At 65.6% G+C, this 26,961-nt stretch carries 26 protein-coding genes; 19 read left to right on the top strand and 7 right to left on the bottom strand.

The genetic code is table 11. The annotated features are described in order from the left end of the window. Positions 1–182: 182 nt before the first annotated feature. From B0G69_RS05705 to B0G69_RS05675, 7 genes are all read left to right on the top strand, one after another. Positions 183–725, top strand: coding sequence for a DUF2844 domain-containing protein (locus tag B0G69_RS05705; protein ID WP_121316016.1), 543 nt, complete (start codon positions 183–185; stop codon positions 723–725). A 14-nt stretch (positions 726–739) separates the two neighbouring features. Continuing rightward, complete coding sequence (locus B0G69_RS05700; RefSeq protein WP_121316015.1) at positions 740–2,035, top strand: DUF3443 domain-containing protein; 1,296 nt, start codon at positions 740–742, stop codon at positions 2,033–2,035. A 177-nt stretch (positions 2,036–2,212) separates the two neighbouring features. Continuing rightward, entirely contained in the window at positions 2,213–3,424 is a 1,212-nt protein-coding gene (flhB, locus tag B0G69_RS05695; protein WP_121316014.1) for a flagellar biosynthesis protein FlhB, read from the top strand. Next, on the top strand, positions 3,421–5,523 hold the full coding sequence (gene flhA, locus B0G69_RS05690) for a flagellar biosynthesis protein FlhA (protein ID WP_121316013.1): 2,103 nt from the start codon (positions 3,421–3,423) through the stop codon (positions 5,521–5,523). Before flhB ends, flhA begins: the two co-directional genes overlap by 4 nt. Positions 5,524–5,879: 356 nt before the next feature. Further along, positions 5,880–7,844 (top strand): flagellar biosynthesis protein FlhF, encoded by a 1,965-nt coding sequence (flhF, locus tag B0G69_RS05685; protein ID WP_121316012.1) that lies wholly within the window; start codon positions 5,880–5,882, stop codon positions 7,842–7,844. After that, positions 7,837–8,706, top strand: coding sequence for an AAA family ATPase (locus B0G69_RS05680; RefSeq protein ID WP_121316011.1), 870 nt, complete (start codon positions 7,837–7,839; stop codon positions 8,704–8,706). The genes flhF and B0G69_RS05680 overlap by 8 nt, the downstream gene beginning before the upstream one ends. Positions 8,707–8,734: 28 nt before the next feature. After that, positions 8,735–9,469 (top strand): RNA polymerase sigma factor FliA, encoded by a 735-nt coding sequence (locus tag B0G69_RS05675; protein ID WP_121316010.1) that lies wholly within the window; start codon positions 8,735–8,737, stop codon positions 9,467–9,469. Positions 9,470–9,520: 51 nt separating this feature from the next. Here B0G69_RS05675 and B0G69_RS05670 read toward each other — a convergent pair whose 3' ends face one another. From B0G69_RS05670 to flgA, 5 genes are all read right to left on the bottom strand, one after another. After that, a complete protein-coding gene (locus tag B0G69_RS05670; protein WP_121316009.1) occupies positions 9,521–9,931 on the bottom strand; it encodes a type II toxin-antitoxin system HicB family antitoxin in 411 nt (136 codons plus the stop codon). Continuing rightward, positions 9,928–10,110 (bottom strand): type II toxin-antitoxin system HicA family toxin, encoded by a 183-nt coding sequence (locus B0G69_RS05665; protein WP_121316008.1) that lies wholly within the window; start codon positions 10,108–10,110, stop codon positions 9,928–9,930. Before B0G69_RS05665 ends, B0G69_RS05670 begins: the two co-directional genes overlap by 4 nt. Before the next feature lie 308 nt (positions 10,111–10,418). Then, positions 10,419–10,868: a flagellar protein FlgN gene (locus tag B0G69_RS05660; RefSeq protein WP_121316007.1), complete on the bottom strand. Its 450-nt coding sequence runs from the start codon at positions 10,866–10,868 to the stop codon at positions 10,419–10,421. 94 nt (positions 10,869–10,962) lie between these two features. Then, positions 10,963–11,316, bottom strand: coding sequence for a flagellar biosynthesis anti-sigma factor FlgM (gene flgM, locus B0G69_RS05655; RefSeq protein WP_121316006.1), 354 nt, complete (start codon positions 11,314–11,316; stop codon positions 10,963–10,965). 162 nt (positions 11,317–11,478) lie between these two features. Beyond that, positions 11,479–12,996 (bottom strand): flagellar basal body P-ring formation chaperone FlgA, encoded by a 1,518-nt coding sequence (gene flgA / locus B0G69_RS05650; RefSeq protein WP_121316005.1) that lies wholly within the window; start codon positions 12,994–12,996, stop codon positions 11,479–11,481. Between the two features lie 217 nt (positions 12,997–13,213). Between flgA and flgB the strand changes: the two genes are divergently transcribed. The 12 genes from flgB to flgL all read left to right on the top strand — a co-directional run bounded on the left by flgB (position 13,214) and on the right by flgL (position 25,775). Next, entirely contained in the window at positions 13,214–13,711 is a 498-nt protein-coding gene (gene flgB, locus B0G69_RS05645) for a flagellar basal body rod protein FlgB (RefSeq protein WP_121316004.1), read from the top strand. A 97-nt stretch (positions 13,712–13,808) separates the two neighbouring features. Then, entirely contained in the window at positions 13,809–14,234 is a 426-nt protein-coding gene (gene flgC / locus B0G69_RS05640; RefSeq protein WP_042327114.1) for a flagellar basal body rod protein FlgC, read from the top strand. Between the two features lie 10 nt (positions 14,235–14,244). After that, complete coding sequence (locus B0G69_RS05635) at positions 14,245–14,967, top strand: flagellar hook assembly protein FlgD (RefSeq protein ID WP_121316003.1); 723 nt, start codon at positions 14,245–14,247, stop codon at positions 14,965–14,967. A 43-nt stretch (positions 14,968–15,010) separates the two neighbouring features. Further along, entirely contained in the window at positions 15,011–16,519 is a 1,509-nt protein-coding gene (locus B0G69_RS05630; RefSeq protein ID WP_121316002.1) for a flagellar hook protein FlgE, read from the top strand. Positions 16,520–16,536: 17 nt separating this feature from the next. Further along, positions 16,537–17,295 (top strand): flagellar basal-body rod protein FlgF, encoded by a 759-nt coding sequence (gene flgF, locus B0G69_RS05625; protein WP_121316001.1) that lies wholly within the window; start codon positions 16,537–16,539, stop codon positions 17,293–17,295. A 78-nt stretch (positions 17,296–17,373) separates the two neighbouring features. Beyond that, positions 17,374–18,162: a flagellar basal-body rod protein FlgG gene (gene flgG, locus B0G69_RS05620; protein ID WP_121316000.1), complete on the top strand. Its 789-nt coding sequence runs from the start codon at positions 17,374–17,376 to the stop codon at positions 18,160–18,162. 29 nt (positions 18,163–18,191) lie between these two features. Beyond that, the gene (flgH, locus tag B0G69_RS05615; RefSeq protein ID WP_121315999.1) at positions 18,192–18,890 is read left to right on the top strand and encodes a flagellar basal body L-ring protein FlgH; all 699 of its coding nucleotides are present in this window, start codon (positions 18,192–18,194) and stop codon (positions 18,888–18,890) included. 2 nt (positions 18,891–18,892) lie between these two features. Continuing rightward, positions 18,893–20,113: a flagellar basal body P-ring protein FlgI gene (locus tag B0G69_RS05610; protein WP_121315998.1), complete on the top strand. Its 1,221-nt coding sequence runs from the start codon at positions 18,893–18,895 to the stop codon at positions 20,111–20,113. Positions 20,114–20,125: 12 nt separating this feature from the next. Beyond that, positions 20,126–21,127 (top strand): flagellar assembly peptidoglycan hydrolase FlgJ, encoded by a 1,002-nt coding sequence (gene flgJ, locus B0G69_RS05605; protein ID WP_121315997.1) that lies wholly within the window; start codon positions 20,126–20,128, stop codon positions 21,125–21,127. Positions 21,128–21,495: 368 nt separating this feature from the next. Continuing rightward, positions 21,496–22,269: a flagellar brake protein gene (locus B0G69_RS05600; RefSeq protein ID WP_199731143.1), complete on the top strand. Its 774-nt coding sequence runs from the start codon at positions 21,496–21,498 to the stop codon at positions 22,267–22,269. A gap of 276 nt (positions 22,270–22,545) precedes the next feature. Beyond that, the gene (gene flgK / locus B0G69_RS05595; protein WP_121315995.1) at positions 22,546–24,537 is read left to right on the top strand and encodes a flagellar hook-associated protein FlgK; all 1,992 of its coding nucleotides are present in this window, start codon (positions 22,546–22,548) and stop codon (positions 24,535–24,537) included. A gap of 11 nt (positions 24,538–24,548) precedes the next feature. Next, the gene (flgL, locus tag B0G69_RS05590; RefSeq protein WP_121315994.1) at positions 24,549–25,775 is read left to right on the top strand and encodes a flagellar hook-associated protein FlgL; all 1,227 of its coding nucleotides are present in this window, start codon (positions 24,549–24,551) and stop codon (positions 25,773–25,775) included. 86 nt (positions 25,776–25,861) lie between these two features. Here flgL and fliR read toward each other — a convergent pair whose 3' ends face one another. Next, positions 25,862–26,644, bottom strand: a complete 783-nt coding sequence (gene fliR / locus B0G69_RS05585) for a flagellar biosynthetic protein FliR (protein ID WP_121315993.1) — start codon at positions 26,642–26,644, stop codon at positions 25,862–25,864. Positions 26,645–26,669: 25 nt separating this feature from the next. After that, positions 26,670–26,939 carry a flagellar biosynthesis protein FliQ gene (gene fliQ / locus B0G69_RS05580; protein WP_121315992.1) on the bottom strand — a complete coding sequence of 90 codons (270 nt, stop codon included), beginning with the start codon at positions 26,937–26,939 and terminating at the stop codon, positions 26,670–26,672. Between the last annotated feature and the right edge of the window lie 22 nt (positions 26,940–26,961).

Here is a 26,961-nt window from a genome sequence, read left to right as displayed (position 1 = left end):
CGAACCACAGGCATACTACGGGCTCAAGCAGCGGCACGGCGCTCCGGCGGATATAGTCGCCGGCCGGTGGCTCGGTGGGCGAGGCCCCTCTGATTCCCACTGCGGCCGTGCCGTATGATCTGCCTATTTGCAGCCGGTTCGCGCGCGATGCGAACCGAGCGCAGTTCGGGAGGAGCATCACCATGTGGAGTCGTATACGCCGCGCCGGGTTCGTTACGGCGTTAGCCTTGCCCTGTTCGCTGTTGGCCGTGCAGTCCGCTCACGCGGGACTGGGCGGGGCGCCGATGACGCCACCCGCGGACGCATCGGTTTCTTCCCGCGTCGTCCAGCCCGGCGGCGGCATTGCCGCCTCGGCGGCCCAGAGCGTGATGCGTTCGGCATCGGGCACCACTTCTTCCGCTTCCTCGTCCTATACCGTGCGTGAGACCACGCTCGGCAACGGCACCGTGGTGCGCGAATATCTCGCCGCCGACGGCGCCGTCTTCGGCATCGCCTGGCGCGGCCCGCAAATGCCGGATCTGAACGATCTGCTCGGCAGCTATTTCCCGCAGTACGTCGCTGGCGTGAAGGCCGTGCGCGCGGCGCGCGGCGGTGCCCGCGGTCCCGTCAGCGTCGACCAGAGCGGGCTCGTGGTGCGCTCCGGCGGCCACATGGGCGCGTTCAGCGGGCAGGCCTGGCTGACGCCAGCGCTGCCCTCCGGCGTCAGCGGTTCCGACATCCAGTGACGGCGAGGACGACTATGCGAACCCAGCATCTCGGTATGAACCTCAAAGGCTGGCTGCAGGCGGCTCTCGCCGTGGCGCTTCTGGCGACGCTCGCCGCATGCGGCGGCGGAGACGACGGCAGTTCCGGTGGCAATTCGTCGAGCATACTGAACGGCGGTTCGCTGCCGGCCAGCCCGACCCAGCAGCCGATCGCCGCGACCGCCGCGAACACCACGCCGATCACGGTGGGGCGGGGCGTGAATGGCGTCATCAATATTCCGACGGTCAGCGTAACGATTTGCGCGCCCGGTTCGACGTCCAATTGCCAGACCATCAACAACATCCAGCTCGACACGGGTTCGTTCGGGCTGCGGGTGGTCAGCTCGGCGCTGAACGCATCGCTGCTCGGCGCGCTGCCGGTCAGCAGCGTGAACGGCGCGCAGCTCGCCGAGTGCGCGACCTTCGCCGACGGCTTCACCTGGGGCACGGTGCGCACCGCGACCATCGCGATCGGCGGCGAAACCACGACGGCCGCGATCCCGCTGCAGATCATCGGCGACAAGGACGCGAGCACGGTGCCCTCGCGCGGCTGCGGCAACGGTGCGGAGGAAAACACGGCCAGCGATCTCGGCGCCAACGGCATACTCGGCGTCGGCACGGCGCCCTTCGATTGCGGCGCGACCTGCGCGGACGCGGCGACCGCTGCGACCTACAGCAACTACTTCGCTTGCCCGGGCGGTACGTCATGCACCCGCACGGCGGTGCCGTTCGCGCAGCAGGTCGCCAATCCGGTGGCCAACTTCGCGATCAACAACAACGGCTTGATCGTGCAGATGCCGCCCGTGCCGGACGCGGGCGCGGCGTCGGCCAGCGGCACGCTGGTGTTCGGCGTTGGCACGCAATCGAACAATGTGCTCGGCGCGACACAGGTCTTCACGACCGACGCCTATGGCGATATGAACGACAGCACTTTCAACGGCACGCCTGTGCAGGCGTTCCTCGATTCGGGCTCGAACGGCTACTTCTTCACCGATAGCTCGCTCGCACTGTGCGACAGCAAGTTCTCGGGCTTCTACTGTCCGAACTCCGCGCAGACCCGCTCGATCACGCTGGTCGGACTGAACAAGACGACCGCGAGTGTCAGCATCGGCATCGTCAGTGCGGCCACGCTGTTCAGCAACGCCAACAACTACGCGTTCAACAACCTCGCCGGGCAGATCGGCGGCGGCAGCAGCTTCGACCTCGGGCTGCCGTTCTTCTATGGCCGTCATGTGTACTATGGCATCGACCGGACACTGAGCGGCGGCCAGGCGCCCTATGTGGCCTTCTGATGCGTAGCGCCGCAACGTAAGACCGGAGCGCCGCGCGAGTCACGCGCGGCGCTGCGCTTCATCCGTCGAAATACCCCCCTTTCTCCGCCCTTATCCGCCGATCGCCGCTTGCGTCGAGCGGGAATAATCGCTCTCACTGGAAAGAGGCGTCGTGCCTCGGCCGACTGGAGAGCTTTTGTGGCAGAGGACAGCGACCTCGAAAAGACCGAATCAGCCACTCCCCGGCGCCTGCAGAAGGCGCGCGAGGAAGGGCAGATCGCGCGTTCGCGGGAACTGTCGACGTTCGCCCTGCTGGCGGCGGGGTTCTACGGCGTGTGGGGGATGTCCGGCAGCATCGGCGAGCATTTGCAGAACATGCTGCGCGCGTCGCTCACGTTCGACCACGCCAGCAGTTTCGAAACCAGCCGCATGCTGATCGGCGCGGGCGCGGCGAGCCGCGAGGGCTTCTACGCGCTGCTGCCGATTCTCGCCTTCACCGGCCTCGCCGCCTTGCTCGCGCCGATGGCGCTGGGCGGCTGGCAGCTGTCGGCGAAAGGTCTCGAACCGAAGTTCAGCCGGCTCAACCCGATTGAAGGCTTCGGCCGGATGTTCTCGATCAACGGGCCTATCCAGCTCGGCATGTCGATCGTGAAGACGCTGGTGGTGGGCATCATCGGCGGCACGGCGATCTGGAATCGCCGCGAAGAGATCGTCGCGCTCGCCACCCAGCCGTTGCATATCGCGCTTGCCAACTCCGTGCATCTGATCGCCGTGTGCTGCGGCATGACCGTCGCCGGCATGTTCGCGGTCGCCGCGCTCGACGTGCCGTATCAGCTCTGGCAGTTCCACAAGAAGCTGCGCATGTCGAAGGAAGAAGTGAAGCGCGAGCATCGCGAAAGCGAAGGCGACCCGCACATCAAGGGCAAGATTCGCCAGCAGCAGCGCGCCATTGCGCGTCGCCGGATGATGACGCAGGTGCCGAAAGCCGACGTCGTGGTCACCAACCCGACGCACTTCGCGGTTGCGCTGCAATACGCCGACGGTGAGATGCGCGCACCGAGGGTGGTCGCGAAGGGCGTGAACCTGGTGGCCGCGCGGATTCGCGAAATCGCCGCCGAGAACAACGTGCCGCTGCTCGAAGCGCCGCCGCTCGCGCGGGCGCTGTATCACAACGTCGATCTGGACCGCGAGATTCCCGGCCCGCTGTATGGCGCGGTCGCCGAGGTGCTCGCGTGGGTGTATCAGTTGCGGCGCTTCAAAACCGAAGGCGGCGTCGCGCCGGTCGCACCGACCGATTTCGACGTGCCGCCGGAACTCGACAAGGGCGGCCTATCGGATGATGAAGCCGAGCAGGAAGCCGCCGACGTCCTAACCCCCGCTAACGACGACGCTTCAGGAGCCTCCGCATGAACGCTCGCGCCGGTTTCCTCGCCCGACGGCCGGAAGCCTTGAGCAGCACCAACCTGCGCGCCCTCGCCGGGCCGGTGCTGATCTGCATGATCCTCGGCATGATGATTCTGCCGTTGCCGCCGTTCCTGCTGGATCTGCTGTTCACCTTCAACATCGCGCTCTCCGTGATGGTGCTGCTCGTCAGCATGTACACGATGAAGCCGCTCGACTTCGCCGCGTTCCCGAGCGTGCTGCTGTTCTCGACGTTGATGCGGCTGTCGCTGAACGTCGCCTCGACACGCGTCGTGCTGCTCGAAGGCCACACCGGCCCGGACGCGGCCGGCCAGGTGATCGAATCGTTCGGCCACTTCCTTGTGGGCGGCAACTTCGCGGTCGGTATCGTCGTCTTCATCATTTTGATGGTGATCAACTTCATGGTGATCACCAAGGGCGCGGGGCGGATCGCGGAAGTGTCCGCGCGCTTCACGCTCGACGCGATGCCCGGCAAGCAGATGGCGATCGACGCCGATCTGAACGCGGGCCTCATCAACGAAGAGCAGGCCAGAAAGCGCCGCTCGGAAGTCTCGCAGGAAGCCGAGTTTTACGGCTCGATGGACGGCGCGAGCAAGTTCGTGCGCGGCGATGCGATCGCCGGTCTGCTGATCATGGTGATCAACATCGTCGGCGGGCTGATCGTCGGGATGGTCCAGCACAACATGGACTTCGCGGCGGCGGGCAAGAACTACACGCTGCTGACGATCGGCGACGGCCTCGTCGCGCAGATTCCGTCGCTGGTGATTTCGACTGCGGCCGGCGTGATCGTGTCGCGCGTCGCGACCAACGAGGACATCGGCACGCAGCTCACCGGCCAGCTGTTCACGAACCCGCGCGTGCTGATCATCACCGGCTGCATTCTCGTGCTGATGGGCCTGATTCCGGGCATGCCGCACTTCGCGTTTCTGCTGCTCGGCGGCGGTCTGATCCAGCTCGGCCGCACGATGAAAAAACGTGCCGAGGAGCGCAAGACCAGCACGGCACTCGTCGACGTCGCGCCAGCCGCGCTGGCCCCGGTCGAAAACACCGAAGCAAGTTGGGACGACGTGACGATGATCGACACGCTCGGCCTCGAAGTCGGCTACCGGCTGATCCCGCTCGTCGACAAGAACTCGGACGGCGAACTGCTCAAGCGGATCAAGAGCATCCGCAAGAAGTTCGCGCAGGAGATCGGCTTTTTGCCGCCGGTCATTCATATTCGCGACAACCTCGAATTGCGGCCGAACGGTTACCGCATCGCGCTGAAGGGCGTCGAAGTGGGCGTCGGCGAAGCGTTTCCGGGGCAGTGGCTGGCGATCAATCCCGGTCAGGTCTCCGCGGCGCTGCCCGGTACGCCAACCCAAGACCCGGCGTTCGGCCTGCCCGCCATCTGGATCGATACGAATCTGCGCGAACAGGCGCAGGTGTACGGCTACACGGTGGTCGATTCGAGCACGGTGGTGGCCACGCACCTGAATCACCTGGTCGTGACGCACGCGTCGGAACTGCTCGGCCGCCGCGAAGTGCAGGCGCTGCTCGAACGGATGCAGAAGGACACGCCGTCGCTGGTCGACGATCTGGTGCCAAAGACGCTCCCGCTCACCACCCTGCAGAAGGTGCTGCAAAACCTGCTGGAGGAAGGCGTGCCGATCCGCGATTTGCGCACGATTCTCGAAGCGCTCTCCGAACATGCGTCGAAGATCAGCGACGCGCACGATCTCACCGCCGCCGTACGGCTCGCGCTGGGCCGCGCGATCACCCAGCAGTGGTTCCCCGGCACCGGCGACATGCAGGTGATGGGCCTCGATTCGAATCTGGAGCGGGTGTTGTCCCAGGCGCTCTCGACCGGGGCGAATCCGGGACTCGAGCCGGGGCTCGCGAACACGCTGCTCAACGAAACGCAGAAGGCGATGACGCGTCAGCAGAACCTCGGCTTCGCACCGGTGCTGCTGGTGCAGCATGCTTTGCGGCCGATGCTCGCGCGCTTCCTGCGCCGCAGCCTGCCGCAGTTGAAGGTGCTCTCGTATGCGGAAGTGCCCGACACACGCAACGTGAAGGTGGTGAATCTGATCGGCGCACATGGTTGACGCGCCGCCCGGCGTTCGCAATCGCACAAGCAGACGCAGACCCGGACGCAGACCTGCACGCAGCCTTTCGCCGGCGCCCTCGGGCGCCGGTTTTCATTTCGGCGGCTTACCCGCTGCACCCCGCGATCGCTCCGATGCAGACCCGTGCTCGTCGCGAAAGCGCGTGCCAGGCCGCTCGAAGGTCTGTCTGAAACCCCCATGCGCATCGCGCCGGCCGAGTTTCCATCGCGCGAATTGCCCGCCTTTAACGGTCTTTATCCATCGATCGTCGCTCGACAGCTTTCGCAATAATTGATCTCAATGGGAAGCGGTGTGTTGCCGGTCCGTCAGTCCGTTTACCTCATCGGGGGTCCAGCTTGAACATTCGTAAATTTGTCGGTGCCAACAGTCGCGATGCACTGCGTCTCGTGCGTGAAGCCTTGGGCCCGGATGCGGTCGTGCTGTCCAATCGCACGATGGACGACGGCAGCGTCGAGATCGTCGCGCTGGCCGACAGCGACCTCGCAGCCATCACGCCGAAGGCTCGCGAAGGCGCCAGTGCGGCACAAGCCGCGCCGACAAGTTCAGGTGCTGGACTGGCACTGCCCGCCGCGCCGCGCGCGCTGCCTGCGATGCAAGCGAACCCGTATGCGAGCGGCATGCCCGATGTGTTTTCGTCGGTGTTCGGCGCGAGTCCCGAAGCGGGCGCTGAAACGATGCCCGCCAGCGCGCCGCTCAGCACGGCCGCGATTGAAGTGACACCGGCCGTTCCGAAAGCGGCGGCGCCGAAAGCGACGCCCCAACTTCAGCCGACAGCCGCAGCAATGGCTCCGACCACGGCCTTGCCGGGCGCCGCAACGAACCCGGTGCCGGCGATCGGTCAACCTGTTGCGCAGCCGATTCCCACCGGACCGAGCGCCCGCGCAGCCGCCGCGCGTCTCACGGAAGACATGCGCGCCGATGTGCTCAAGGCCGCCGGCGTGCCTGTCATGCCCGCCGTGCCGAAGGCAGAGGCCGCCGCGCCGCGCACGATGGCCGAATCGAATCCGTGGCTGATCGACCATGCGCGTCGCATCGCCGCCGAACAGCAGCAACAGGGCGAATACAGCGCGCGCCCCGCGGCCATGACGCCGTCCGCCGCCACCGCCAAGGGACTCGGCGCTGCCGTCGAAATCGACCTGGCCGCAGCCCGACCGGTCGCCGCCACGCCCGAGACCGACACGCCCGACTGGGCCCGTGAAGCTGCGCAAGCGGCCGCGCGCCGCAGCGCGCAAAAGCTCGCGCCGGTGCAATCGGGCAACGACGAAGCACGCACGCCGGCAGCCGTGGCCGAAGCGATCAAGGCGCGCATGGAGCAGGTCGTCAACGACACCGTGATGAACGAACTGTCGTCGATGCGCGGCATGATGGAAGAACACTTCGCCGGCCTGCTGTGGGGCGATCGTCAGCGCCGCAACCCGGCGCGCGCCGCGCTCACCAAGCACCTGTTCGCCGCGGGCTTTTCCGCGCAGCTCGTGCAGATGATGGTCGACAACCTGCCCGACGAAGCCGAGACGATGGACGGCGGCATGGCGTGGGTGCGCTCGGTGCTCGAATCGAACCTGCCGGTGATGGAAGACGAAGACGCGCTGATGGAGCGTGGCGGCGTGTTCGCGCTGATGGGCCCGACGGGCGTGGGCAAGACAACGACCACCGCGAAGCTCGCCGCGCGCTGCGTGATGCGCTTCGGCGCGAGCAAGGTCGCATTGCTCACCACCGACAGCTACCGGATCGGCGGCCACGAGCAGTTGCGCATCTTCGGCAAGATTCTCGGCGTGTCGGTGCATGCGGTGAAAGACGGCGCCGACCTGCAACTCGCGCTCTCCGAACTGCGCAACAAGCACATCGTGCTGATCGACACGATCGGCATGAGCCAGCGCGATCGCCTCGTGTCCGACCAGATCGCGATGCTGTGCCGCGCCGGCCAACCGGTGCAGCGCCTGCTGCTGCTCAACGCGACGAGTCACGGCGACACGCTCAACGAGGTCGTCCAGGCGTATCAGCGCGCGCCGGATCAGCAGCCGCTCGCCGGCTGCATTCTGACCAAGCTCGACGAAGCCACCAATCTCGGCGGTGTGCTCGATACGGTGATCCGCTACAAGCTGCCGGTGCACTACGTGTCGACCGGTCAGAAGGTGCCGGAGAACCTCTACGTCGCCACGAAGAAATTCCTGATCAAGAGCACCTTCTGCATACCGCGCGACAACTCGCCGTTCGTGCCGCATGACGACGATATTCCGGCGCTGCTGTCCGCGCTATCAGCACGTTCGACGGCCGAGTTGCACGAGGTTCGCTTTGGATAAGCTCATTTCGGATCAGGCGGAGGGGCTGCGGCGGCTGCTTGCCCGCAGCGGCGCACGCGTGATTGCGATGACGGGCGGCCCGGCCGGCGTGGGCTGCACCACGGTGGTGGTCAACCTCGCCGCGGCGCTCGCGCAGCAGGGCAAGGACGTGCTCGTGGTCGATGAATGCGTCGGCGAGCGCTCGGTGAGCGCGATGCTCGGCGGCTTGCGCGGCGCCGGCAATTTTTCGGCGGTGATGCGTGGCGAGATGACGCTCGACGACGCCGCCGCGCGGCACGCGCTGGGGTTTTCGGTGCTGGCCGCCTCGCGCGCCAACCGCGAAGGCCACACGGCCGCGCAGTTCAACGTGCTGCTCGGCGGGTCCGCCGACATCGTGCTGATCGACGCGCAGATCGACGAGCAAGGCCACCTGTCGCCATTCGCGCGGCAGGCGCACGACGTGATGATCGTCACGCGCGTGTCGGCGCAGGCGATCACCGACACGTACGCATGCATGAAACGTCTGCACTACGCGCACGCGATCGCGCAGTTCCGCGTGCTGACGAACCACGTCCAAAGCGTGAACGACGCGCATACGACGTTTGCCAACCTGGCCGGCGTGGCCGGGCGCTACCTGGCGGTGGCGCTGGAAGACGCCGGTTGTATTGCCGCCGATGCGCGGATGGCGCGAGCCGAGGAGTTGTCGCGTTGTGTCGTCGATGCGTTCCCATCGACACCGGCTGCGCGCGACTTCCGCCATCTCGCCGCCGAATTGCAGTACTGGCCGATGCGGCCAGCGATGTCGTCGCAAACGCCCTGGATGGCGCCTGCGACCGTTACAGCGGCGCAACACGCCGACCAACCGTCCGCGCAGCACGCCTGAGAGGCGACACAAGGACAAGGGGAGCACGATGTATAACGCCCAGGGAAAGATTTCCCAAGCCGAAGTTCTGACGAAGTACGCACCGCTCGTGCGTCGCCTCGGCTTGCAGCTCGTCGCCAAGATGCCGGCGAGCGTCGATCTCGACGATCTTATCCAGGCCGGCATGATCGGATTACTGGATGCCGCTGGCCGCTACAAGGAAGATCAGGGCGCGCAGTTCGAGACCTACGCCAGCCAGCGGATTCGCGGTGCGATGCTCGACGAGTTGCGCAGCAACGACTGGTTGCCGCGCAGCTTGCGGCGCACCTCGCGCGAGGTCGAAACGGCGGTGCATAAGGTGGAGCAGAACCTGGGCCGCTCGGCGAGCGAAACCGAGGTGGCCGAGCACCTGCAGATGCCGCTCGACGAATATCAGTCGATGCTGCAGGACCTGCATGGCAGCCAGTTGATCTACTACGAAGACTTCGACCGCTCCGCCGACGACGAGCCGTTTCTCGACCGCTACTGCGTGGATCATTCCGACCCGCTGTCGGCGCTGCTCGATGACAGCCTGCGCTCGGCGCTCGTGGAGGCGATCGACCGCCTGCCGGATCGCGAGAAGCTGCTCATGTCGCTGTACTACGAGCGCGGCATGAACCTGCGCGAAATCGGCGCGGTGATGGAGGTCAGCGAGTCGCGGGTGTGCCAGTTGCACAGCCAGGCCGTGGCGCGCCTGCGCACGCGGCTGCGGGAAATGGCCTGGGCGAACGCCGAGGCGAACTGAAGCGGGACTGTTCGAGGTTGGACGGGTAGCGCTACACGCACACCGCGCTCCTCAGGCATCAGCCATTTCATGTTCGGCGGCGAGCGCGAGAAAGGCCGAGCGCGACATGCCGCGCGCCTGCGCGTACGCATCGATCTCATGCACCAGCGCCTCGGGCAGTGAGATGTTGATGCGAACCGCTTTCTTCAGCGCCGGAATATTGCGCGTGGTCACGAGGCCCCACGTGAATCCTGCGAAGCCAGGATTGAGCCGATGCTCGTCGAGCGTCCGGCGTTCGGGCAGCGGCATACCTTCGTCGATCAAGGTCTCGAGATGCGTTTCGATGGCCTCTTTCGCGTTCGCGTAGGCTTGCTCCAGCGTATCGCCCGCCGAGTGGCAGCCCGGGATGTCGGGCACCACCACGCCGAACGCATGCTTCCCGTCACCGGGTTCGATGGCGATTGGAAAGACCAGGTTTTTCATTTCAGACCCGCCTGTTTCAGAATGCTGTTCACGGTGCCGGGCGGCAGATCCTTTTTCGGATGCGGGATGGTCACGAGACCGGGCTTTACCGCGTGCCGAAAATGATGGTGGCTGCCCGTTATCCGGACAAGTTGCCAGCCATCGGCGTGGATCAGTCTGACGACCTCGGCGCTGTTCATATTGCACTCCCGCAACTATACACACGATTACACAACCTCGCTAGGTGAGCGGAGTTTTGCCTGTGGATGCGCCGCAACGGCAAAGCCGCGGCGGCGGCGGCGAAAACTCGATTGGGGGATGACATTTCAACGCGACGCGGCGTTGTGCGCCAGCTAGCCAGATGGCTAACGTTGGAGCGTGAGGGCGGGCAATGAGGTGAGGGCGCCGCAATAGAAAAAGGCTCGTCGATGACGAGCCTTTGCGTTCAGCCTAGGTGTGGCCGACAGGGCCGGGGTCGGTGCGGCAGCCACTTGGCCGCCGATGCTTTTCAAACTCCGGAGTGCGCCGGAATCCGCCCATCGGGCCCGTAGAAGTTGTTGGCCTTGCGCGGTGCGTGCACCTGCAGGGCAGTCAGCGCGCGCTGGTTGTAATCCATCCGCACGCGGATCAACTCGCCATTGTTGGTATTGGCGCGCCGGGCGCGCTCGACTGCTTTTTGCAGCAGCGACCACTGTGCGGCGATCCGCGCATCCGAGTCGGCCGCCAGTTCCATGCCGGGCCAGCCGGCCGGCAAGCCCTGCTCGGCCAGTTGCGCGTCGCGCGCTGCTTCCAGGCGCGCGAGCACGCCAATCAGTTCAGTCTTCTTTTCGACGATCGAGGGCAGTTCTTCCAGCGCCGACGTGGAGGCCAGCACCTTGGACTCGATGGTCAGGATCGAGGCGAACGCCTCGACGGTCGAATATTCGTCGATGAGGGTGGCAAGCAGGGCGTCTTTCATCTCAGCAACTCGCTGGGCACGGCGGCTCGCGCATGATTCGCGAGCCGGGTTGGTCGAACGCCGCCCGGCATTTCACCGCACTTCGCTGTGCCGCTCAATGGCCGGTCGACGAGGTCTTGTTCTGCAACAGGTCGCGCGCCGTCTGCAGCACGCCGTCGGCGATCTTGCCGGAATCGATCTGCAACGTGCCGCCCTTGATGGCCTGCTTGATCGACTCGACGTGCGCCGTGTCGATGTCGGCCGAGCCGGACGCCGCGAGGCTGCGTAGATGCTGCGACAGGCCCGACAGGCTGACGCTCGCGTCGCCCGAACCGCTGGCCGTGGTGGCCGCCGCCGTGCTCGCGGCCTGCGCGGTGCCGGCCGCAGGGGTGCCATCGCTCTGTTGCGAGCGGGACAGGGCGTCTTTCAACGTCGGCAGATTCGAATTGGTTGTGGAATCGACTTTCACGATTGGCTTCCTGAACGATTTGATCCTGATAACGGCAACCGCTGATCAAAACTTTAGCGCAATCGGTCCACGCCGGACCCTGCTTTTCCACGCGATCCGTCCCCTTCGATGCCGCCTCCGCCCCAGCCGGTTCCGGCGTGTGGCGCACGGCGGTCCGCCCGTTCACAGTTGAATCTCCACGGTCGCGCCGTCCTTGACGATGCCCGAGATGACCTGCCCGTTCGCGGTTTTCACCCGCACCTGCTGGCCCGGCGACGCGTTGTTCATCGCGCTGCCTTCGGCCGAGATCGAGAAGCCGTTGCCGGCAGCCACGACCCGCACCGTCTGGCCGATCGCGACCGCGGATGCGCTCTTGAGCATGTCGCGGCGCAGCGGCATGCCGCCCGCGATCCGCACGAGCGAGACCGAGCCGACCGCCTGCGAGGGATCGGTGACGATCGCTTGCGGCAGGCCGGTCAGGTCGCCGTCGCGCGCGACGAGGTCAGCGGCGGTGAGCACTTCGCCCGGCGCCATGGCGCGGGCAGCGAGGTAGTAGGTGGCGTGCAGCGAGACGCGCGCCTGCAGATAGATGGTCCACGGACGCTCGCCCGCACAGCGCACGCCGACGGTCATGCGGCCCCACAGGCGCGCGCCCGTCGGCATGAATGGTTCGAGCGAGGCGCAGGCGCTGAGGCCACGCGGAAAGGCCGACGCGACGGTGATGTCGATCTTGCCGGGCAAGCCGGCGGACTGCTGCTGCAAAAAGGCCAGCGCGGCGGCGTGAATCGCTTCGGCGTCCTGCTGGCCGGGCAGTGTCGCCGGCTGCGCAATCGCGGCTGCCTGCATGTTTTTCTGCGCGACGGCCGGCGCTGGCTGGCGCACCGCCGGCATTCTGGCGATCACGGGACGCCTCGGCATCGCGGTGGCCGTCGGCGCGATCGGCTTGCCGTTCGCGCCGAATTGCGGCGGCTCGCCACGCGACGCGAGGGTGTCGAAACCGCTGCCTTGCGGCGCGCTGGCGTCGACCGGCTGGACGGCGGACGGGGCCGCCGTCGGCGCAGGCGTCACGATGACCGGCATGACCGCGCGCGAAGCCGGCGCGACATTCACGCGCGCCACGTTCGCCGACCCCCCGGCATTGCCGGGCGCGGGAATTGTCACGACGCCGTTGGCGTCCGGTTTGAAGTTGGTGCGGATCATTGCCGGTGCGGCGGCCGGTTCGTTCGCGCCCGGAATGACGATCGCGCCGCTCGTGCCGGCGGCGCGTGTGAACGGATCCGCGTCGCGCGGCGCGGGCCCGCGTCCGATCGATTGCGCCGTGGCGGCGGCGAGCGAGGTGGCCGAAGCCGCGCGCTGCGACGGCGTGCGCATCTGCTGCGCGATATCGGCGAGCGCGCCGGGATTCTTTTCAGCGGGACCCGGAATCACGATCGGGCCGCCGGCTTCCTGCGCCTGGCTCGTGCCCGGCAGCAGCACGATGCCGCCCGCGACCCACAGCGCCACGCTCACCACCAGCCGCGTGAAGACGCGCGAAGCGGCGCGCATGGCAAGGCGCGGCGCCAGCCGCATGACGCGCGCAGGCCGGCCGGCGCGCAGCGAAGCGACCGCGGTTGCCTCTGCGGATGCATGCAAGGACGCACCCGGGCGATGCGCCGCCGCGCGGCTCGCACGCTGCGGCAAATCGGAAGTGGGCTGGTCCATCGTGAGTCTCCATCGAATGCATCGGTACGCCTTGCATTCTAGTGAGCGCCCCCGCCACGCAAACGTTGAATAGAAGCCCCCTTTCCCGGTTATTCGTCCGATTGCCGCTTGCGTTCGGCCCATAAGATGCACCTCATGCAAAAAGGTCTTCCCGGTCGATGCAGTTCGCGAGCGGCGCAGTGATGGGAAGCCTAGGGAACCCTCTCGGGAGATTTCTATGCTGGACAAACTCGATGCCGAATTCGCCTTCGGCCGTCAGGCGCTGGATGTGCGCGCTTACCGACAGGAGCTGCTGTCGTCGAATATCGCCAATGCCGATACCCCGGGCTACCGGGCGCGCGACGTCGATTTCGCGTCGTCGCTGGCCGGCGCGCTGAAGAAGACGGGCGGCACGGCCGCCGGCCAGGGCGCGTCGAACAGCTCGACGCTCGCGATGACGCAGCCGGCCGGCGTGACGAGCGGTATGTCGATGGTGTCGACGGAGCCTGGCCACATGGCCGGCAAAGCGACGCTCACCGCGACCGGCGGCGCGCCCGACGACTACGGCAATCTGCAATACCGGATTCCGACGCAGCCCGCGCTCGACGGCAACACGGTGGATATCGACACCGAGCGGGTCCAGTTCGCCGACAACACACTGCATTTCGAATCGGGCATGACGGTGTTGTCGAGTCAGATCAAAACGATGCTGGCGGCGATCACGTCGGGTTCATAACAGCACACGCAGCAAGAGACACAGCAGCAAGCACGAACAAATCGCTACGGGACTTAACTTGAGGCCGGCTCGAACCGGCAGGAGAGGTCAGGAAACCATGCCATCCCTGATGAATATTTTTGGTGTTGCCGGCTCCGCGATGTCCGCGCAGTCGCAGCGGCTCAACGTGACGGCGTCGAATCTCGCCAACGCGGACAGTACCACCGGCCCGGACGGCCAGCCGTACAAGGCCAAGCAGGTCGTGTTCGCGGTGAACCCGCTCGGCGGCGCGCGCTCGGGCTCCGGCCAGCAGGTGGGCGGCGTGCAGGTCACGGGCGTGGTCGATGACCCGTCGCCGATGAAGACCGCCTACGAGCCCGGCAATCCGGCGGCCAATGCGGACGGCTACGTCACGCTGCCCAACGTCGATCCGGTGCAGGAAATGGTCAACATGATCTCGGCTTCGCGCTCCTATCAGGCCAACGTCGAAACGCTGAACACGGCCAAAACCCTGATGCTGAAAACGCTCACGATCGGAACCTGAGGAGAACGCCTTGACCACTAGCACCACGATCGGCAGCAACGGCACGACCGTATCGCAGACGCTGCTCGACACGATGAACGGCACGAACAGCAGCACGAGTTCGACCAGCAGCACGTCCGCCACGTCCGGCACGTCGGCCGCCGATCTGCAGAACACTTTCCTGCAATTGTTCGTCGCGCAGTTGAAGAACCAGGACCCGACCAATCCGATGGACAGCTCGGAGATGACCTCGCAGCTCGCGCAGATCAGCACGGTGCAGGGCATCAGCCAGCTGAACACCTCGCTGAGCTCGCTGTCGACGCAGCTCTCGGCGGGCCAGCAATCGCAGGCCGCGCTGCTGATCGGCTCGACCGTGCTCGCGCCGGGCAACTCGATCTCCGTGGCGAGCGGCAAAACCGGCGCGTTCGGCGTCACGCTCGCGAACGACGTAAGCGATCTGCAGGTCGTCGTGAAGAACTCGGCCGGCACGATCGTCAACACGATCGATCTCGGCAAGCAGTCCGCCGGCACGATTCCGGTCGGCTGGACGCCGACCGACACGGCGGGCAACGCGCTGCCCGACGGCAACTACACGATCACCGCGATGGGCACGATCAACGGACAGCAGGCGACCGCCACCACGCTGACCGGCGCGACGGTGGAAAGCGTCGTCACGCAGAGCTCGGGCACGGCGGGCCTCGTCCTGTCGAACGGGACGACGGTCGGCCTGACCAGCGTCGCCGCGATCCTCTGATTCAGAACAATTCAGTTACGACTTTCCAGATACGGAGAACGGCATGGGTTACCAGCAAGGTTTGAGCGGTTTGTCGGCATCGTCGAGCGATCTCGACGTGATCGGCAACAACATCGCCAACGCCAACACGGTCGGCTTCAAGAGCGGCACCGCCGAATTCGCCGACATGTACGCCAATTCGATCGCGACCGCGGTGAACCAGCAGGTCGGTATCGGCACGAAGCTCGCGGAAGTGCAGCAGCAGTTCTCGCAAGGCACGATCACCTCGACCAATCAGGCGCTGAACGTTGCGATCAACGGCAACGGCTTCTACCAGATGAACAACAACGGCACGCTGACCTATTCGCGTAACGGCGTGTTCCAGCTCGACAAGAACGGCTACATCACCAACGCGCAAGGCCTGCAACTGATGGGCTACGCCGCGAACAGCGGCGGCGTGATCAATAGCGCGCAGACCGTGCCGCTGCAGGTGCCGACCGCGAACATCGCGCCGACGGCGACCACCACGATCGCCGCCGGCCTGAACCTGAATGCGCAGGACGATCTGATGCTGGGCACGCCGACGGTGACGGCCGGCGCGACCAACGCCGGCACGCTCGCGAGCAACGGCGCGACGATCACGAACGCCGCCTCGGGCACGAACAACGACAACTACACGATCAAGTTCACCAGCGCGACGGACTACACGGTCACGGACAACACGCTCGGCACGTCGACGTCCGGCATCTACACGGCGGGCACGGCGATCACGCTCGGCAACGGCGAAAGCATCACATTCAGCGGCACGCCGGTGGCCAACGACAGCTACACCGTCGCGCCGACGCCTATCGCGTTCAACCAGAACAGCTCGTCGACGTACAACTACTCGACCAGCACGACCGTCTACGACACGCTCGGCGGCTCGCAGCAGGTCAACATGTACTTCGCGAAGTCGGCGGCCGGCACGTGGAACGTCTACGCGGGCACCTCGACCGGCACGGCGACGCTGGTCGGCCAGGCGAACTTCGACTCGTCGGGCAAGCTGATCGGCACGACCAATGCGAACGGCACCGCGACCTCGACGCCGTACACGTTCGACCTCTCGATCCCGACCACCGACGGTTCGACGACGCCGCAGAGCATCACGCTGAACCTCGCGGGCACCACGCAGTACGGCGGCAAGGACGGCGTGAACAGCCTGCAGCCCGACGGTTACGCGGCGGGCCAGTTGACCGGCTTCACGGTGGCCGCCGACGGCACGCTGACCGGCAACTATTCGAACGGCCAGACCTCCGCGCTCGGCCAGATCGTGCTGGCGAACTTCGCGAACCAGAACGGCCTGATCGACCTCGGCAACAACGAATACGGCGCGACCTCGGCATCGGGCGTCGCGCAGATCTCCACGCCGGGCTCGACCAACCACGGCGTGCTGCAAGGCGGCGCGGTGGAAAACTCGAACGTCGATCTGACGAGCGAACTGGTGAATCTGATCACCGCGCAACGCAACTATCAGGCGAACGCGCAGACGATCAAGACCCAGCAGACCGTCGACCAGACCCTGATCAACCTGTAAGCGACCGGGACCCCATCATGGATCGGCTGATCTACACCGCGATGTCGGGCAGCGCCCAGGCGCTCGAACAGCAGGCGATCGTCGCGAACAACCTCGCGAACGCATCGACCACCGGCTTTCGTGCGCAGCTCGAGACTTTCCGTGCCGTGCCCATGTCGTTCGGCGACGGCAGTTCGATCAACGACAACACCACCCGCACCTTCGTGCTGTCGTCGACGCCGGGCGCCGACTACACGCCTGGGCCGATCCAGCAGACGGGCAATCCGCTCGACGTGGCGATCCAGGGGCCGGGCTGGCTGTCGGTGCAGACCGCCGACGGCAACGAGGCTTATACGCGCGCCGGCAATCTGCACGTCGACGAAAACGGCCAGCTGGTGAATGCCACCAACCAGGTGGTGCTCGGCAACGGCGGGCCGGTGTCGGTGCCGCCGGGCGCGGAAATCACGATCGGCAAGGACGGCACGGTGTCCGCGTTGACGCCGGGCGATCCGCCGACGGCGGTAGTCACGGTCGATCAATTGAAGCTGGTGAATCCGGACCCGCAAACCATGACGCGCGGCGACGACGGCCTTTTTCGCACCGCCGACGGCAACCCCGCCGACGCCGATCCGGCCGTCACGCTGGCGCCGGCGTCGCTCGAAGGCAGCAACGTGAATCCGGTCAGCGCGATGGTCTCGATGATCACCAACGCGCGGCAGTTCCAGATGCAGACCAAGCTGCTCGAGAACGCCGACAAGAACGATCAGTCCGCCAACCAGCTGCTCAGCTTCAGCTAACGGATCGCCCCGGCATAGCAATCATGGGACCGGAGTAAGCGCTAAAGCGCTAACTCCGGTCGACACAGGAGAACATAAGTGAATCGCTCGCTCTACATCGCCGCTACCGGCATGAATGCGCAACAGGCGCAGATGGACGTGATCTCGAACAACCTCGCGAACGTCAGCACCAACGGCTTCAAGGGCTCGCGCGCGGTGTTCGAGGACCTGCTGTACCAGACCATCCGCCAGCCGGGTGCGAACTCGACGCAGCAAACCGAACTGCCGTCCGGCATCCAGCTCGGCACCGGCGTGCAACAGGTCGCCACCGAGCGCCTGTACACCCAGGGCAACCTGCAGCAGACCGGCAACTCGAAGGACATCGCGATCAACGGCGCGGGCTTCTTCCAGGTGCAGATGCCCGACGGCACCACCGCCTACACCCGCGACGGCTCGTTCCAGACCAACGCGCAGGGGCAGCTCGTGACGTCGAGCGGCTATCAGGTGATTCCGGCCATCACGATTCCGACCAACGCGACGTCGCTCACGATCGGCAGCGACGGCGTCGTGTCGATCACCGTCGCCGGTTCGACCAATAGCCAGCAGCTCGGCTCGATGCAGGTCGCCACCTTCATCAACCCGGCCGGCCTCGACGCGAAAGGCGAGAACCTGTTCTCGGAAACGGCTTCGTCGGGTGCGCCGAACATCGCGCAGCCGGGCCTGAACGGCGCCGGCACGCTGAATCAGGGCTACGTGGAAGCATCGAACGTCAACGTGGTGCAGGAACTGGTGAACATGATCCAGACGCAGCGCGCTTACGAAATCAACAGCAAGGCCGTGACCACCTCCGACCAGATGCTGCAGACCCTCAGCCAGATGCAGGTTTGAGGGACTGGGAATAAAAGGCGGTAATCAAGATGTCGCACTTCACTCGCATTCCGGTTCATTCGCGCACCGCTCAGGCGCTCGTGCAGCTCACGCTGCTCGCGGCCCTGGGTGGCTGCGGCCTCGTGCCCAGGGAGCCGATCACGCAGCAGCCGATGACGGCGTTGCCGCCGGTGCCACCTCAAGCGCAGGCGCCGGGCTCGATCTACAACCCGGGCTATGCGGGCCGGCCGCTGTTCGAAGACCAGCGGCCGCGCAATGTCGGCGACATCATCACGATCGTGATAGCCGAAAACATCAACGCGACCAAGTCGTCGGGCGCCAATGCGAATCGCAACGGCAGCACGAATCTGGCGGTGCCGACCGCGGGCTTCCTCGGCGGCCTGTTCGCCAAGGCCAATCTGAGCGCGAGCGGCGCCAACGTGTTTTCGGGCACCGGCGGCGCCAATGCGTCGAATACGTTCAACGGCACGATCACCGTCACGGTGACGGGCGTGCAGGCGAACGGCAACCTGATCGTCAGCGGCGAAAAGCAGATGCTGATCAACCAGGGCAACGAATTCGTGCGCTTTTCGGGCGTGGTGAATCCGAACACGATTTCCAGCCTGAACGCGGTGTATTCGACCCAGGTGGCCGACGCGAAAATCGAGTACTCCGCGAAGGGCTATCTCAACGAGGCCGAGAACATGGGCTGGCTGCAGCGCTTCTTCCTCAACGTGTCGCCGTGGTGACCATGCGTACCGTCTCCCTTCGCCGCGCAGCCCGCGCCGTGCTTGCCGCCGCCCGGGCCGCCGTGGGCGTCACCGCCCAGCGTGCCGGCCGTGCGCTCGCGCTCGTCGCGCTCACCTGTGCGGCGCTGCCGGCCGCCACGCCCGCCCATGCCGAACGCCTGAAAGACCTCGTCCAGATCCAGGGCGTGCGCGACAACCCGCTGATCGGCTACGGCCTCGTGGTCGGTCTCGACGGTACCGGCGACCAGACCACGCAGACGCCGTTCACCACGCAGACGCTCGCCAACATGCTGGCGAACCTCGGCATCTCGATCAACAACCAGGCGGCGGGCTCGAGCAACTCGCAGTCGTCGCTGTCGAACATCCAGTTGAAGAACGTCGCCGCCGTGATGGTGACGGCGGTGCTGCCCCCGTTCGCGCGGCCGGGCGAACAGATCGACGTCACCGTGTCGTCGCTCGGCAATGCGAAGAGCCTGCGCGGCGGCACGCTGCTGCTCACCCCGCTCAAGGGCGCCGACGGCCAGGTGTACGCGCTCGGCCAGGGCAATCTCGCGGTCGGCGGCGCCGGGGCCAGTGCCAACGGCAGCAAGGTGCAGGTCAATACGCTGGCAGCAGGTCGCATCGCTGGCGGCGCGATCGTCGAACGCGCGGTGCCGACCTCGGTGTCGCAAGCGGGCACCATGCAACTCGACCTGAACGAGATGGACTACGACACCACGCAGCGCGTCGTCGCGGCGGTCAACAACGCGTTCGGCGGCGGCACCGCCACCGCGCTCGACGGCCGCACGATCCAGTTGCGCGCGCCGAGCGATCCCGAGCAGCAGGTCGCCTTCATGGCGCAATTGCAGAACCTCGACGTGAGGCCCGCGCAGGCCGCCGCGAAGGTGATTCTGAACGCGCGCACCGGCTCGATCGTGATGAACCAGATGGTCACGCTGCAGAACTGCGCGGTCGCGCACGGCAACCTCTCGGTGGTGATCAACACGCAACCGGTGGTGAGCCAGCCGGGCGCGTTCTCGAACGGCCGCACCGTGGTTGCGCAGCAGTCGCAGATCCAGATGAAGCAGGACAACGGTGCACTGAGGCTGGTGAGCGCCGGCGCGAATCTCGCCGACGTGGTGAAGGCGCTCAACGCACTCGGTGCGACGCCCGCGGATCTGATGTCGATCCTGCAGGCCATGAAGGCGGCGGGCGCGTTGCGCGCCGACCTGGAAATCATCTAAGGAAGACGCCAGATGAATTCGGATACGACCAATACCGCGAACGACCTGACCAGCCGGTTCGCGCTCGACGTGCAGGGCTTCGCGAGTTTGAGCGCGCAAGCCAAGGCCTCGCCGCAAGCCGGCATGAAGATGGCCGCGCAGCAGTTCGACGCCGTGTTCACGCAGATGATGCTGAAGAGCATGCGCGATGCGACGCCGCAGGACGGCCCGTTCGATTCGCACGACAGCGCGACCTTCACGTCGATGATGGATCAGCAGATGTCGCAGCAGTTGTCGAAGAAGGGCATTGGCGTGGCCGACGCGATGCTCAAGCAGTTGATGCGCAATCAGGGCATCCAGACAGGCGGTGGCGCGGGCGGTGCAGGTGGCGCGGGCGGTTTCGCCGGCATGGCCAACGCATTGGGCGGTGGCGGAAGCGGTGGCGACGAAGGCCAGACCGCCGCGCTCAACGCGCTCGCGAAGGCCTACGGCAACGCGCAGGCCAACGGTCAGCTGGCGATGGGCAAGGGCTACTCGGCCAATAGCGCATTGACGCCGCCGTTGCGCGGCGACGGCAGCTCGCCGAAGGTCGACGCGTTCGTCGACAAGCTCGCCGCGCCGGCCCAGGCCGCGAGCGCCGCGACCGGCATTCCGGCACGCTTCATCATCGGCCAGGCCGCGCTCGAATCGGGCTGGGGCAAGAGCGAGATCAGGAAGACGGACGGTTCGCCCAGCCACAACGTGTTCGGCATCAAGGCGAGTAAGGACTGGACCGGCAAGACCGTCTCGACCGTCACGACCGAATATGTGAACGGCAAGCCGCAGCGCACCGTCGAGAAATTCCGCGCGTACGACTCGTATCAGGAAGCGATGACCGATTACGCGAACCTGCTCAAGGGCAACCCGCGTTACGCGCAGGTGATCAATTCGTCGCGCGACGTGAACGGCTTTGCCAACGGCATGCAGCGCGCGGGTTACGCGACCGACCCGCATTACGCCAAAAAACTGATGTCGATCATGCAGAAGATGGGCTGATCTGCCGTCGATGCAGCGACGCAGTCATGCAGCGCCATGCCGGCCGAAGCCGGCTCGCAGCAAACCGACGTACCGGATAAAAAGCCATGCCCGCGACGGGGCGAGGTGCATGACAAGACGGGTGGACGGGCCGCCGGGAGGCGGCCGGTCCACCCGCGAGAGGTCCTTGCGTTTTAACGTTTGCGGCAAATATTTCATTAAAGCCCCTAAATTTTGGCTGGATGCTGCCGCTAATCAGCTAAGACCCGATACCGGAAAAGTCGCAACGTCCGGTTGAATGCGTGTGTCGCGGCTTCGATCGGGGCCGCGCGAAAGCTCCGGCAGGAGCCCTGGCACGCGCCCGCAAGAACATGCATACCGGCAAGCCCATGGATATGAACCAGTCGAACGGCCAGACCGACACGCACGGCCAGCCGCACGCCCCGCAAGACGATAGCGCGCCGGATTTCGGCCGCCGCAATCCGCTGGAGATCGGCGTTCAGTTGCGCAATCTCGTCAATCGCGGCGATTTCCTTACCGTCGAATATGCAGGCGGCCAGCTCGTGACGCGCCTGCTCGACGTCGACGTGCGCGGACGCACCTTCACCTTCGATTGGGGCGCGTTGTCCGATCAGAACACGGGGTTGCTGGCCGCGCCGCGCTGCAAATTCCACGCGGCGCCGGACGGCGTGCGCCTCGAGTTCGTCACTGCGACGCCGCGCGAGACCCGCTTCGAAGGACTGCCCGCGTTCGAGGCCGACTTCCCCGAAGTGCTGTTTTACGTGCAACGCCGCGAGTATTTCCGCGTCGATGCGCCGATTCTCGATCCGTACATGTGCAGCGGCCGTCTGCCCGCGGGCGACACGTTCCGCTTCGAAGTGCACGATCTGTCGCTTGGCGGCGTTGGCATGCGCACCACGGACGAACGCGTCGCCGAATTGCCGATGGACACGCGTCTGGAAGATTGCGAACTGTCGCTCGGCGCGCTCGGCCGCCTGTCGCTCGATCTGCAACTGGTGTCGCACCGCGCCACGGCGTTGCCGAACGGCACGCGGCGCTACCAACTCGGTTTCCGTTTTCTGACGCTGCCGGGCAGCGCCGAAAACACGCTGCAACGTCTGATCACGCAGCTTGAAATGAAGCGCCGTTCGCTGGTGCGTTAAGCGGATGCGGGGCGGGTGGACCGGCGTTGATCCGGGCCTTGCGCGCTTGCCGCGTGAGGAACGGCCCGCGCGGTTCGTCTGAAAGAGCGCGGCGCAACCCACGCAATGAGGCGCACGTGAACTCGCACCAGCGCCGCGCCCGGCCAGCCTCGCAAACGTTGCAACGAAGTCGCGCACGCATCGCAATGGCCCTCAATTTTTTTCACTGTGGGCCGTTAAACAGATTGTTCAAGTAACGTGGCGGCATGTCTGCAGTGTCGCCCTTCAGGATGACGCATGTCCAGCAATCTCTTAAACATCGGCCTCAGCGGACTCAATGCAGCCCAGTGGGGGTTAACGACGACCGGCCAGAACATCAGCAACGCGTCGACGCCCGGCTATTCGATCGAGACGCCGGTCTATGCGGAAACCGGCGGCAGCTACACCGGTTCTGGCTATCTGCCGTCGGGCGTGTCGACGACCACCGTGCAGCGCCAGTACAGCCAGTACCTCGCGACCCAGCTGAACAACGCGCAATCGTCGAGCAGCGCGCTGTCCGCCTATAACACGATGATCACGCAGCTGAACAACCTGGTCGGCAGTCCGACTGCGGGGATCGCGAGCGCCATCACCGGTTATTTCACGGGTTTGCAGAACGTCGCCAACGGCGCGTCCAGCGTCTCGACGCGCCAGACCGCGATGAGCGATGCGCAGACGCTCGCGAACCAGATCAACGCCGCCGGCGAGCAGTACGACCAGTTGCGCTCGAGCGTCAACACCCAGCTGAGCAACGCGGTCACGCAGATCAACAGCTATACGCAACAGATCGCCCAGTTGAACACGCAGATCACCGCGGCGAGCAGCCAGGGTCAGCCGCCGAACCAGTTGCTCGACCAGCGCGATCTGGCGGTATCGAACCTGTCGCAACTGATCGGCGTGTCGGTCGTGCAGAACAACGGCGGCTATAGCGTGTTCATGTCCAACGGCCAGCCGCTCGTGTCCGCTGGCAACAGCTTCAATCTCGGTACGGCGACGTCCGCCAGCGACCCGAGCGAACTGTCGGTCCAGTATCTCGGCCAGGCTGGCGCGAAGCCGGCGCCGACGCCGCAGACATTGTCCGACACCAACGTGTCCGGCGGCACGCTCGGCGGCTTGCTGCAGTTCCGTTCGCAGACGCTCGATCCGGCGCAAGCGCAGCTCGGCGCCATCGCTACCAGCTTCGCCGCGCAGGTGAACGCGCAGAACGAACTCGGCATCACGCTGAACGGCACCGCGGGCGGCGCGCTGTTCACGGTCGGCTCGCCGACGGTGTATGCGAATGGGCAGAACACCGGCAACGCGTCGCTTTCCGTGTCGTTTGCCGACGCAACGCAGCCGACCACCAGCGATTACACGCTGTCGTACAACGGCACCGCCTACACGCTGACCGACAACGCGACCGGCAGCATCGTGGGCTCGGCGACGAACCTCACCAACCCGATCGGCGGGCTGCAGTTCTCAGCCACCGGCACGATGAAGGCCGGCGACTCGTTCTCGGTCGAACCGACGCGCGGCGCGCTGAACGGCTTCGCTTTGACGACCACGTCGCCGTCGGCGATCGCGGCGGCCTCGCCGGTGCTGGCGTCGGCCTCCGCGTCGAATACCGGCAGCGCGGCGATCACGCAGGGCACCGTCACGGCGGGCTACAGCGCGCCGACCACGGCCTCGACCATCACCTACACCGCGGGCACGGGCCTGACGGGCTTCCCGTTGAATTCGGTGGTGACGGTGGCCGGCACGCCGCCCACTTCGTACACGATCACCTCGGCGACGACCGCCGTGCCGTACTCGCCCAGCTCGGGCGCGACGCTGACGATCGACAACCCGACCAACTCGGCCGTTGCCGGCAGCATGAACGGCGTGACGGTCACGCTCAGCGGCACGCCCGCGGACGGCGACACGTTCTCGATCGGTCCGAACACCGGCGCGACCAACGACGGCCGCAACGCGCAACTGCTGTCGAACCTGACCACCTCGAAGGTGATGTCGGGCGGCACGTCCACGCTGACGAGCGCGTACGCGACCTACGTGAACAACATCGGCAACCAGGCGAGCCAGGTGCAGACTTCGAGCACCGCGCAGGCCTCGCTCGTCACGCAGATCACCGCCGCGCAGCAGTCCGTGTCAGGTGTCAATATCAATGAGGAAGCAGCTAACCTGCTTCAGTATCAGCAGCTCTATCAGGCCAACAGCAAGGTCATCCAGACCGCGCAGACCCTGTTCCAGACGTTGCTCGGCATCTTCTCGTAAGGCGTTGAACCATGCGTATCTCCAGCTCGCAATACTTCAGCATGAACGTCGAGACAATGAGCAACCAGCAGGCTCAGTTGTCCCAGATCTACCAGGAAATCTCGAGCGGCATCAGCCTGAACACGGCGGCCGACAATCCGCTCGGTGCGGCCCAGGCGGTGCAGTTGAGTTCGACGGCGACGGCGCTGTCGCAATACACCACCAACCAGAGCGCCGCGCTGTCGTCGCTGCAGGCCGAGGACTCGACGCTCAGCGGCGTGATCAGCACGCTGCAAAGCGTGAACACACAAGTGCTCAGAGCGAGCGACGGTGGCCTGAACGATTCGAACCGCAGCGCCATTGCCGCCGAGCTGACAACCCTGCGCGACCAGTTGCTGACCTACGCCAACGCGACGGACGGCGCGGGCAATTCGCTGTTCTCCGGATTTCAGAACAGCACGCAGGCATTTACGACCGACCCGAGCGGCAACGTCGTCTATTCGGGCGATACCGGCACGCGCACCGTGCAGGTCACCGACAGTAACCAGGTGGCGACCGGCGACAACGGGCTTACCGTGTTCATGAGCGTCGGCGCGGTCAATGCGGAGCCGGTCGCCGGCGGCAGTTCGACCAACCAGGGCACCGGCGTGATCGGCTCGGTGACGGTCAACGATCCGACCAATGCAGCGAACGCGGACGCGTATCAGATCCAGTTCACCGGCAGCGGCGCGGCGCAGACCTATACCATCACGGACACGACCACCGGCGTCGCAGGCACGCCGCAAGCCTATACCGATGGAGCCAACATCACGATGGGCGGTCAGACTGTCGCGATCACCGGCACACCGGCCGACGGTGACACCTTTACGGTCAAGACGGCCAAGCAGGCGGGCACGGACGTGTTCGCCAACATCAACGCGATGATCGCCGCACTGCAACAGCCGGTGACGGGGAATACTGCGGCGACCGCGAACCTGCAGAACGCGCTGAACACTGGCCTCACGCAGTTGTCCAACACGCTGAGCAACGTGACGGCGGTGCAGGCGTCCGTGGGCGGGCGCGAGCAGGAGGTGAAGGCGCTGCAAACCGTCACGCAGACCAACTCGCTGCAAACGCAAAGCAACCTCGCGGACCTGACCCAGACCGACATGGTGGCGACGATCAGCAAGTACACAATGCAGCAGGCGGCATTGCAGGCTTCGCAGCAAGCGTTCGTGCAGATCCAGAACATGTCGCTGTTCCAGTACATCAACAACTGATGCACGAACGCGACAGAAAAAAACCGGCGCGAGCCGGTTTTTTTATGCCGTGAATTCCGGCGCGAAGGGTCTGCCGAGCCGCGGCCTTATCGCAAGCCCGCCGCAACCCGCCCCATCTCGTCGATGCCGCCGTCGAACAGCCGCACGAAGAACGGGATCATGTTCGGCAGCATCAACTGCACCAGCAGCAGACCGACCAGCATCGTGAGCGGAAAGCCGATCTGGAACACGCCGATCTGCGGTGCGGCGCGATTGAGAATGCCGAGCGCGAGGTTGGCGATCAGCAGCGCCACCACCACCGGCAGCGACAGCAGCAAGCCCGCCGCGAAGATCGAGCCGCCCCAGTTCGCAAGCGTCTGCCAGCCGTGCGGCGCGAGCAGGTTCGCCGACACCGGCACCGACTGGAACGTCGTCACCAGCGCGGCCAGCATCTGCAAGTGGCCGTCGACGGAGAGAAACACCAGCATCGCGATGGTCGTCATGTAGCGCGAGATCACCACGCCCGAGCCGGTCGCCTGTGCGTCGAAGAAGGTCGCGAAGCCGAGGCCCATGCCGAGGCCGATGAAGTAGCCGGTGGCGTCGATCGCCTGGAAGACCACTTGCATCGTCACGCCGAGCGCGATGCCGATCAGGAACTGGTTGACGAGCACCCACACGCCGGCCGCCGAAAACACCGTGACTTGCGGCATGGCGCCGATGGTCGGCGCGACGATGATCGTGGTGAAAGCGGCAAGGCCGATCTTCACACGGGCGGGCATCGACACGTTGCTGAACACCGGCGCGGTGGCGATCAGCGCGGCGATCCGCGCGAACGGCCAGAGGAACGCGGTCAGCCAGCCGTTCAGTTGAGCGTAAGTGACCGTGAACATGGCGAGGGAAGTGGCGGCGCGCCGCTCAGTTGACGAGCGTCGGAATGCTGGTGAGCGTGTGACGCAGATAGTCGAGCATCGTCGTCAGCATCCACGGGCCGGCGATCACCATCGTGACGGCGATCGCGAGCAGCTTCGGAATGAACGAGAGCGTCGATTCGTTGATCTGCGTGGCCGCCTGGAACAGACTCACCACCAGGCCGACGACCAGCGCGACCAGCAGGAGCGGGGCGGCCAACAGCAGGCCGACATACATCGCCTGGTGGGCCAGCGTCATGACTGCTTCAGGTGTCATGGTGAGTGCGCCAAAAAATGCG

This window comes from Paraburkholderia sp. RAU2J, from assembly GCF_003634845.1.
Taxonomy (GTDB): Bacteria; Pseudomonadota; Gammaproteobacteria; order Burkholderiales; family Burkholderiaceae; genus Paraburkholderia; species Paraburkholderia fynbosensis.
The sequence above is the reverse complement of the archived record's forward strand: the minus strand, read 5'-3'. Positions and strand labels throughout refer to the sequence as shown.

What these genes read in the sequence shown, in the direction of transcription:
- B0G69_RS05705 (WP_121316016.1), top strand. Translation starts at nt 183, where the DNA reads ATGTGGAGTCGTATACGCCGCGCCGGGTTCGTTACGGCGTTAGCCTTG.
- B0G69_RS05700 (WP_121316015.1), top strand. Translation starts at nt 740, where the DNA reads ATGCGAACCCAGCATCTCGGTATGAACCTCAAAGGCTGGCTGCAGGCG.
- flhA (WP_121316013.1), top strand. Translation starts at nt 3,421, where the DNA reads ATGAACGCTCGCGCCGGTTTCCTCGCCCGACGGCCGGAAGCCTTGAGC.
- B0G69_RS05675 (WP_121316010.1), top strand. Translation starts at nt 8,735, where the DNA reads ATGTATAACGCCCAGGGAAAGATTTCCCAAGCCGAAGTTCTGACGAAG.
- B0G69_RS05670 (WP_121316009.1), bottom strand. Translation starts at nt 9,931, where the DNA reads ATGAAAAACCTGGTCTTTCCAATCGCCATCGAACCCGGTGACGGGAAG.
- B0G69_RS05665 (WP_121316008.1), bottom strand. Translation starts at nt 10,110, where the DNA reads ATGAACAGCGCCGAGGTCGTCAGACTGATCCACGCCGATGGCTGGCAA.
- B0G69_RS05660 (WP_121316007.1), bottom strand. Translation starts at nt 10,868, where the DNA reads ATGAAAGACGCCCTGCTTGCCACCCTCATCGACGAATATTCGACCGTC.
- flgA (WP_121316005.1), bottom strand. Translation starts at nt 12,996, where the DNA reads ATGGACCAGCCCACTTCCGATTTGCCGCAGCGTGCGAGCCGCGCGGCG.
- flgB (WP_121316004.1), top strand. Translation starts at nt 13,214, where the DNA reads ATGCTGGACAAACTCGATGCCGAATTCGCCTTCGGCCGTCAGGCGCTG.
- flgC (WP_042327114.1), top strand. Translation starts at nt 13,809, where the DNA reads ATGCCATCCCTGATGAATATTTTTGGTGTTGCCGGCTCCGCGATGTCC.
- B0G69_RS05630 (WP_121316002.1), top strand. Translation starts at nt 15,011, where the DNA reads ATGGGTTACCAGCAAGGTTTGAGCGGTTTGTCGGCATCGTCGAGCGAT.
- flgF (WP_121316001.1), top strand. Translation starts at nt 16,537, where the DNA reads ATGGATCGGCTGATCTACACCGCGATGTCGGGCAGCGCCCAGGCGCTC.
- flgH (WP_121315999.1), top strand. Translation starts at nt 18,192, where the DNA reads ATGTCGCACTTCACTCGCATTCCGGTTCATTCGCGCACCGCTCAGGCG.
- B0G69_RS05610 (WP_121315998.1), top strand. Translation starts at nt 18,893, where the DNA reads ATGCGTACCGTCTCCCTTCGCCGCGCAGCCCGCGCCGTGCTTGCCGCC.
- flgJ (WP_121315997.1), top strand. Translation starts at nt 20,126, where the DNA reads ATGAATTCGGATACGACCAATACCGCGAACGACCTGACCAGCCGGTTC.
- B0G69_RS05600 (WP_199731143.1), top strand. Translation starts at nt 21,496, where the DNA reads ATGGATATGAACCAGTCGAACGGCCAGACCGACACGCACGGCCAGCCG.
- flgK (WP_121315995.1), top strand. Translation starts at nt 22,546, where the DNA reads ATGTCCAGCAATCTCTTAAACATCGGCCTCAGCGGACTCAATGCAGCC.
- flgL (WP_121315994.1), top strand. Translation starts at nt 24,549, where the DNA reads ATGCGTATCTCCAGCTCGCAATACTTCAGCATGAACGTCGAGACAATG.
- fliR (WP_121315993.1), bottom strand. Translation starts at nt 26,644, where the DNA reads ATGTTCACGGTCACTTACGCTCAACTGAACGGCTGGCTGACCGCGTTC.
- fliQ (WP_121315992.1), bottom strand. Translation starts at nt 26,939, where the DNA reads ATGACACCTGAAGCAGTCATGACGCTGGCCCACCAGGCGATGTATGTC.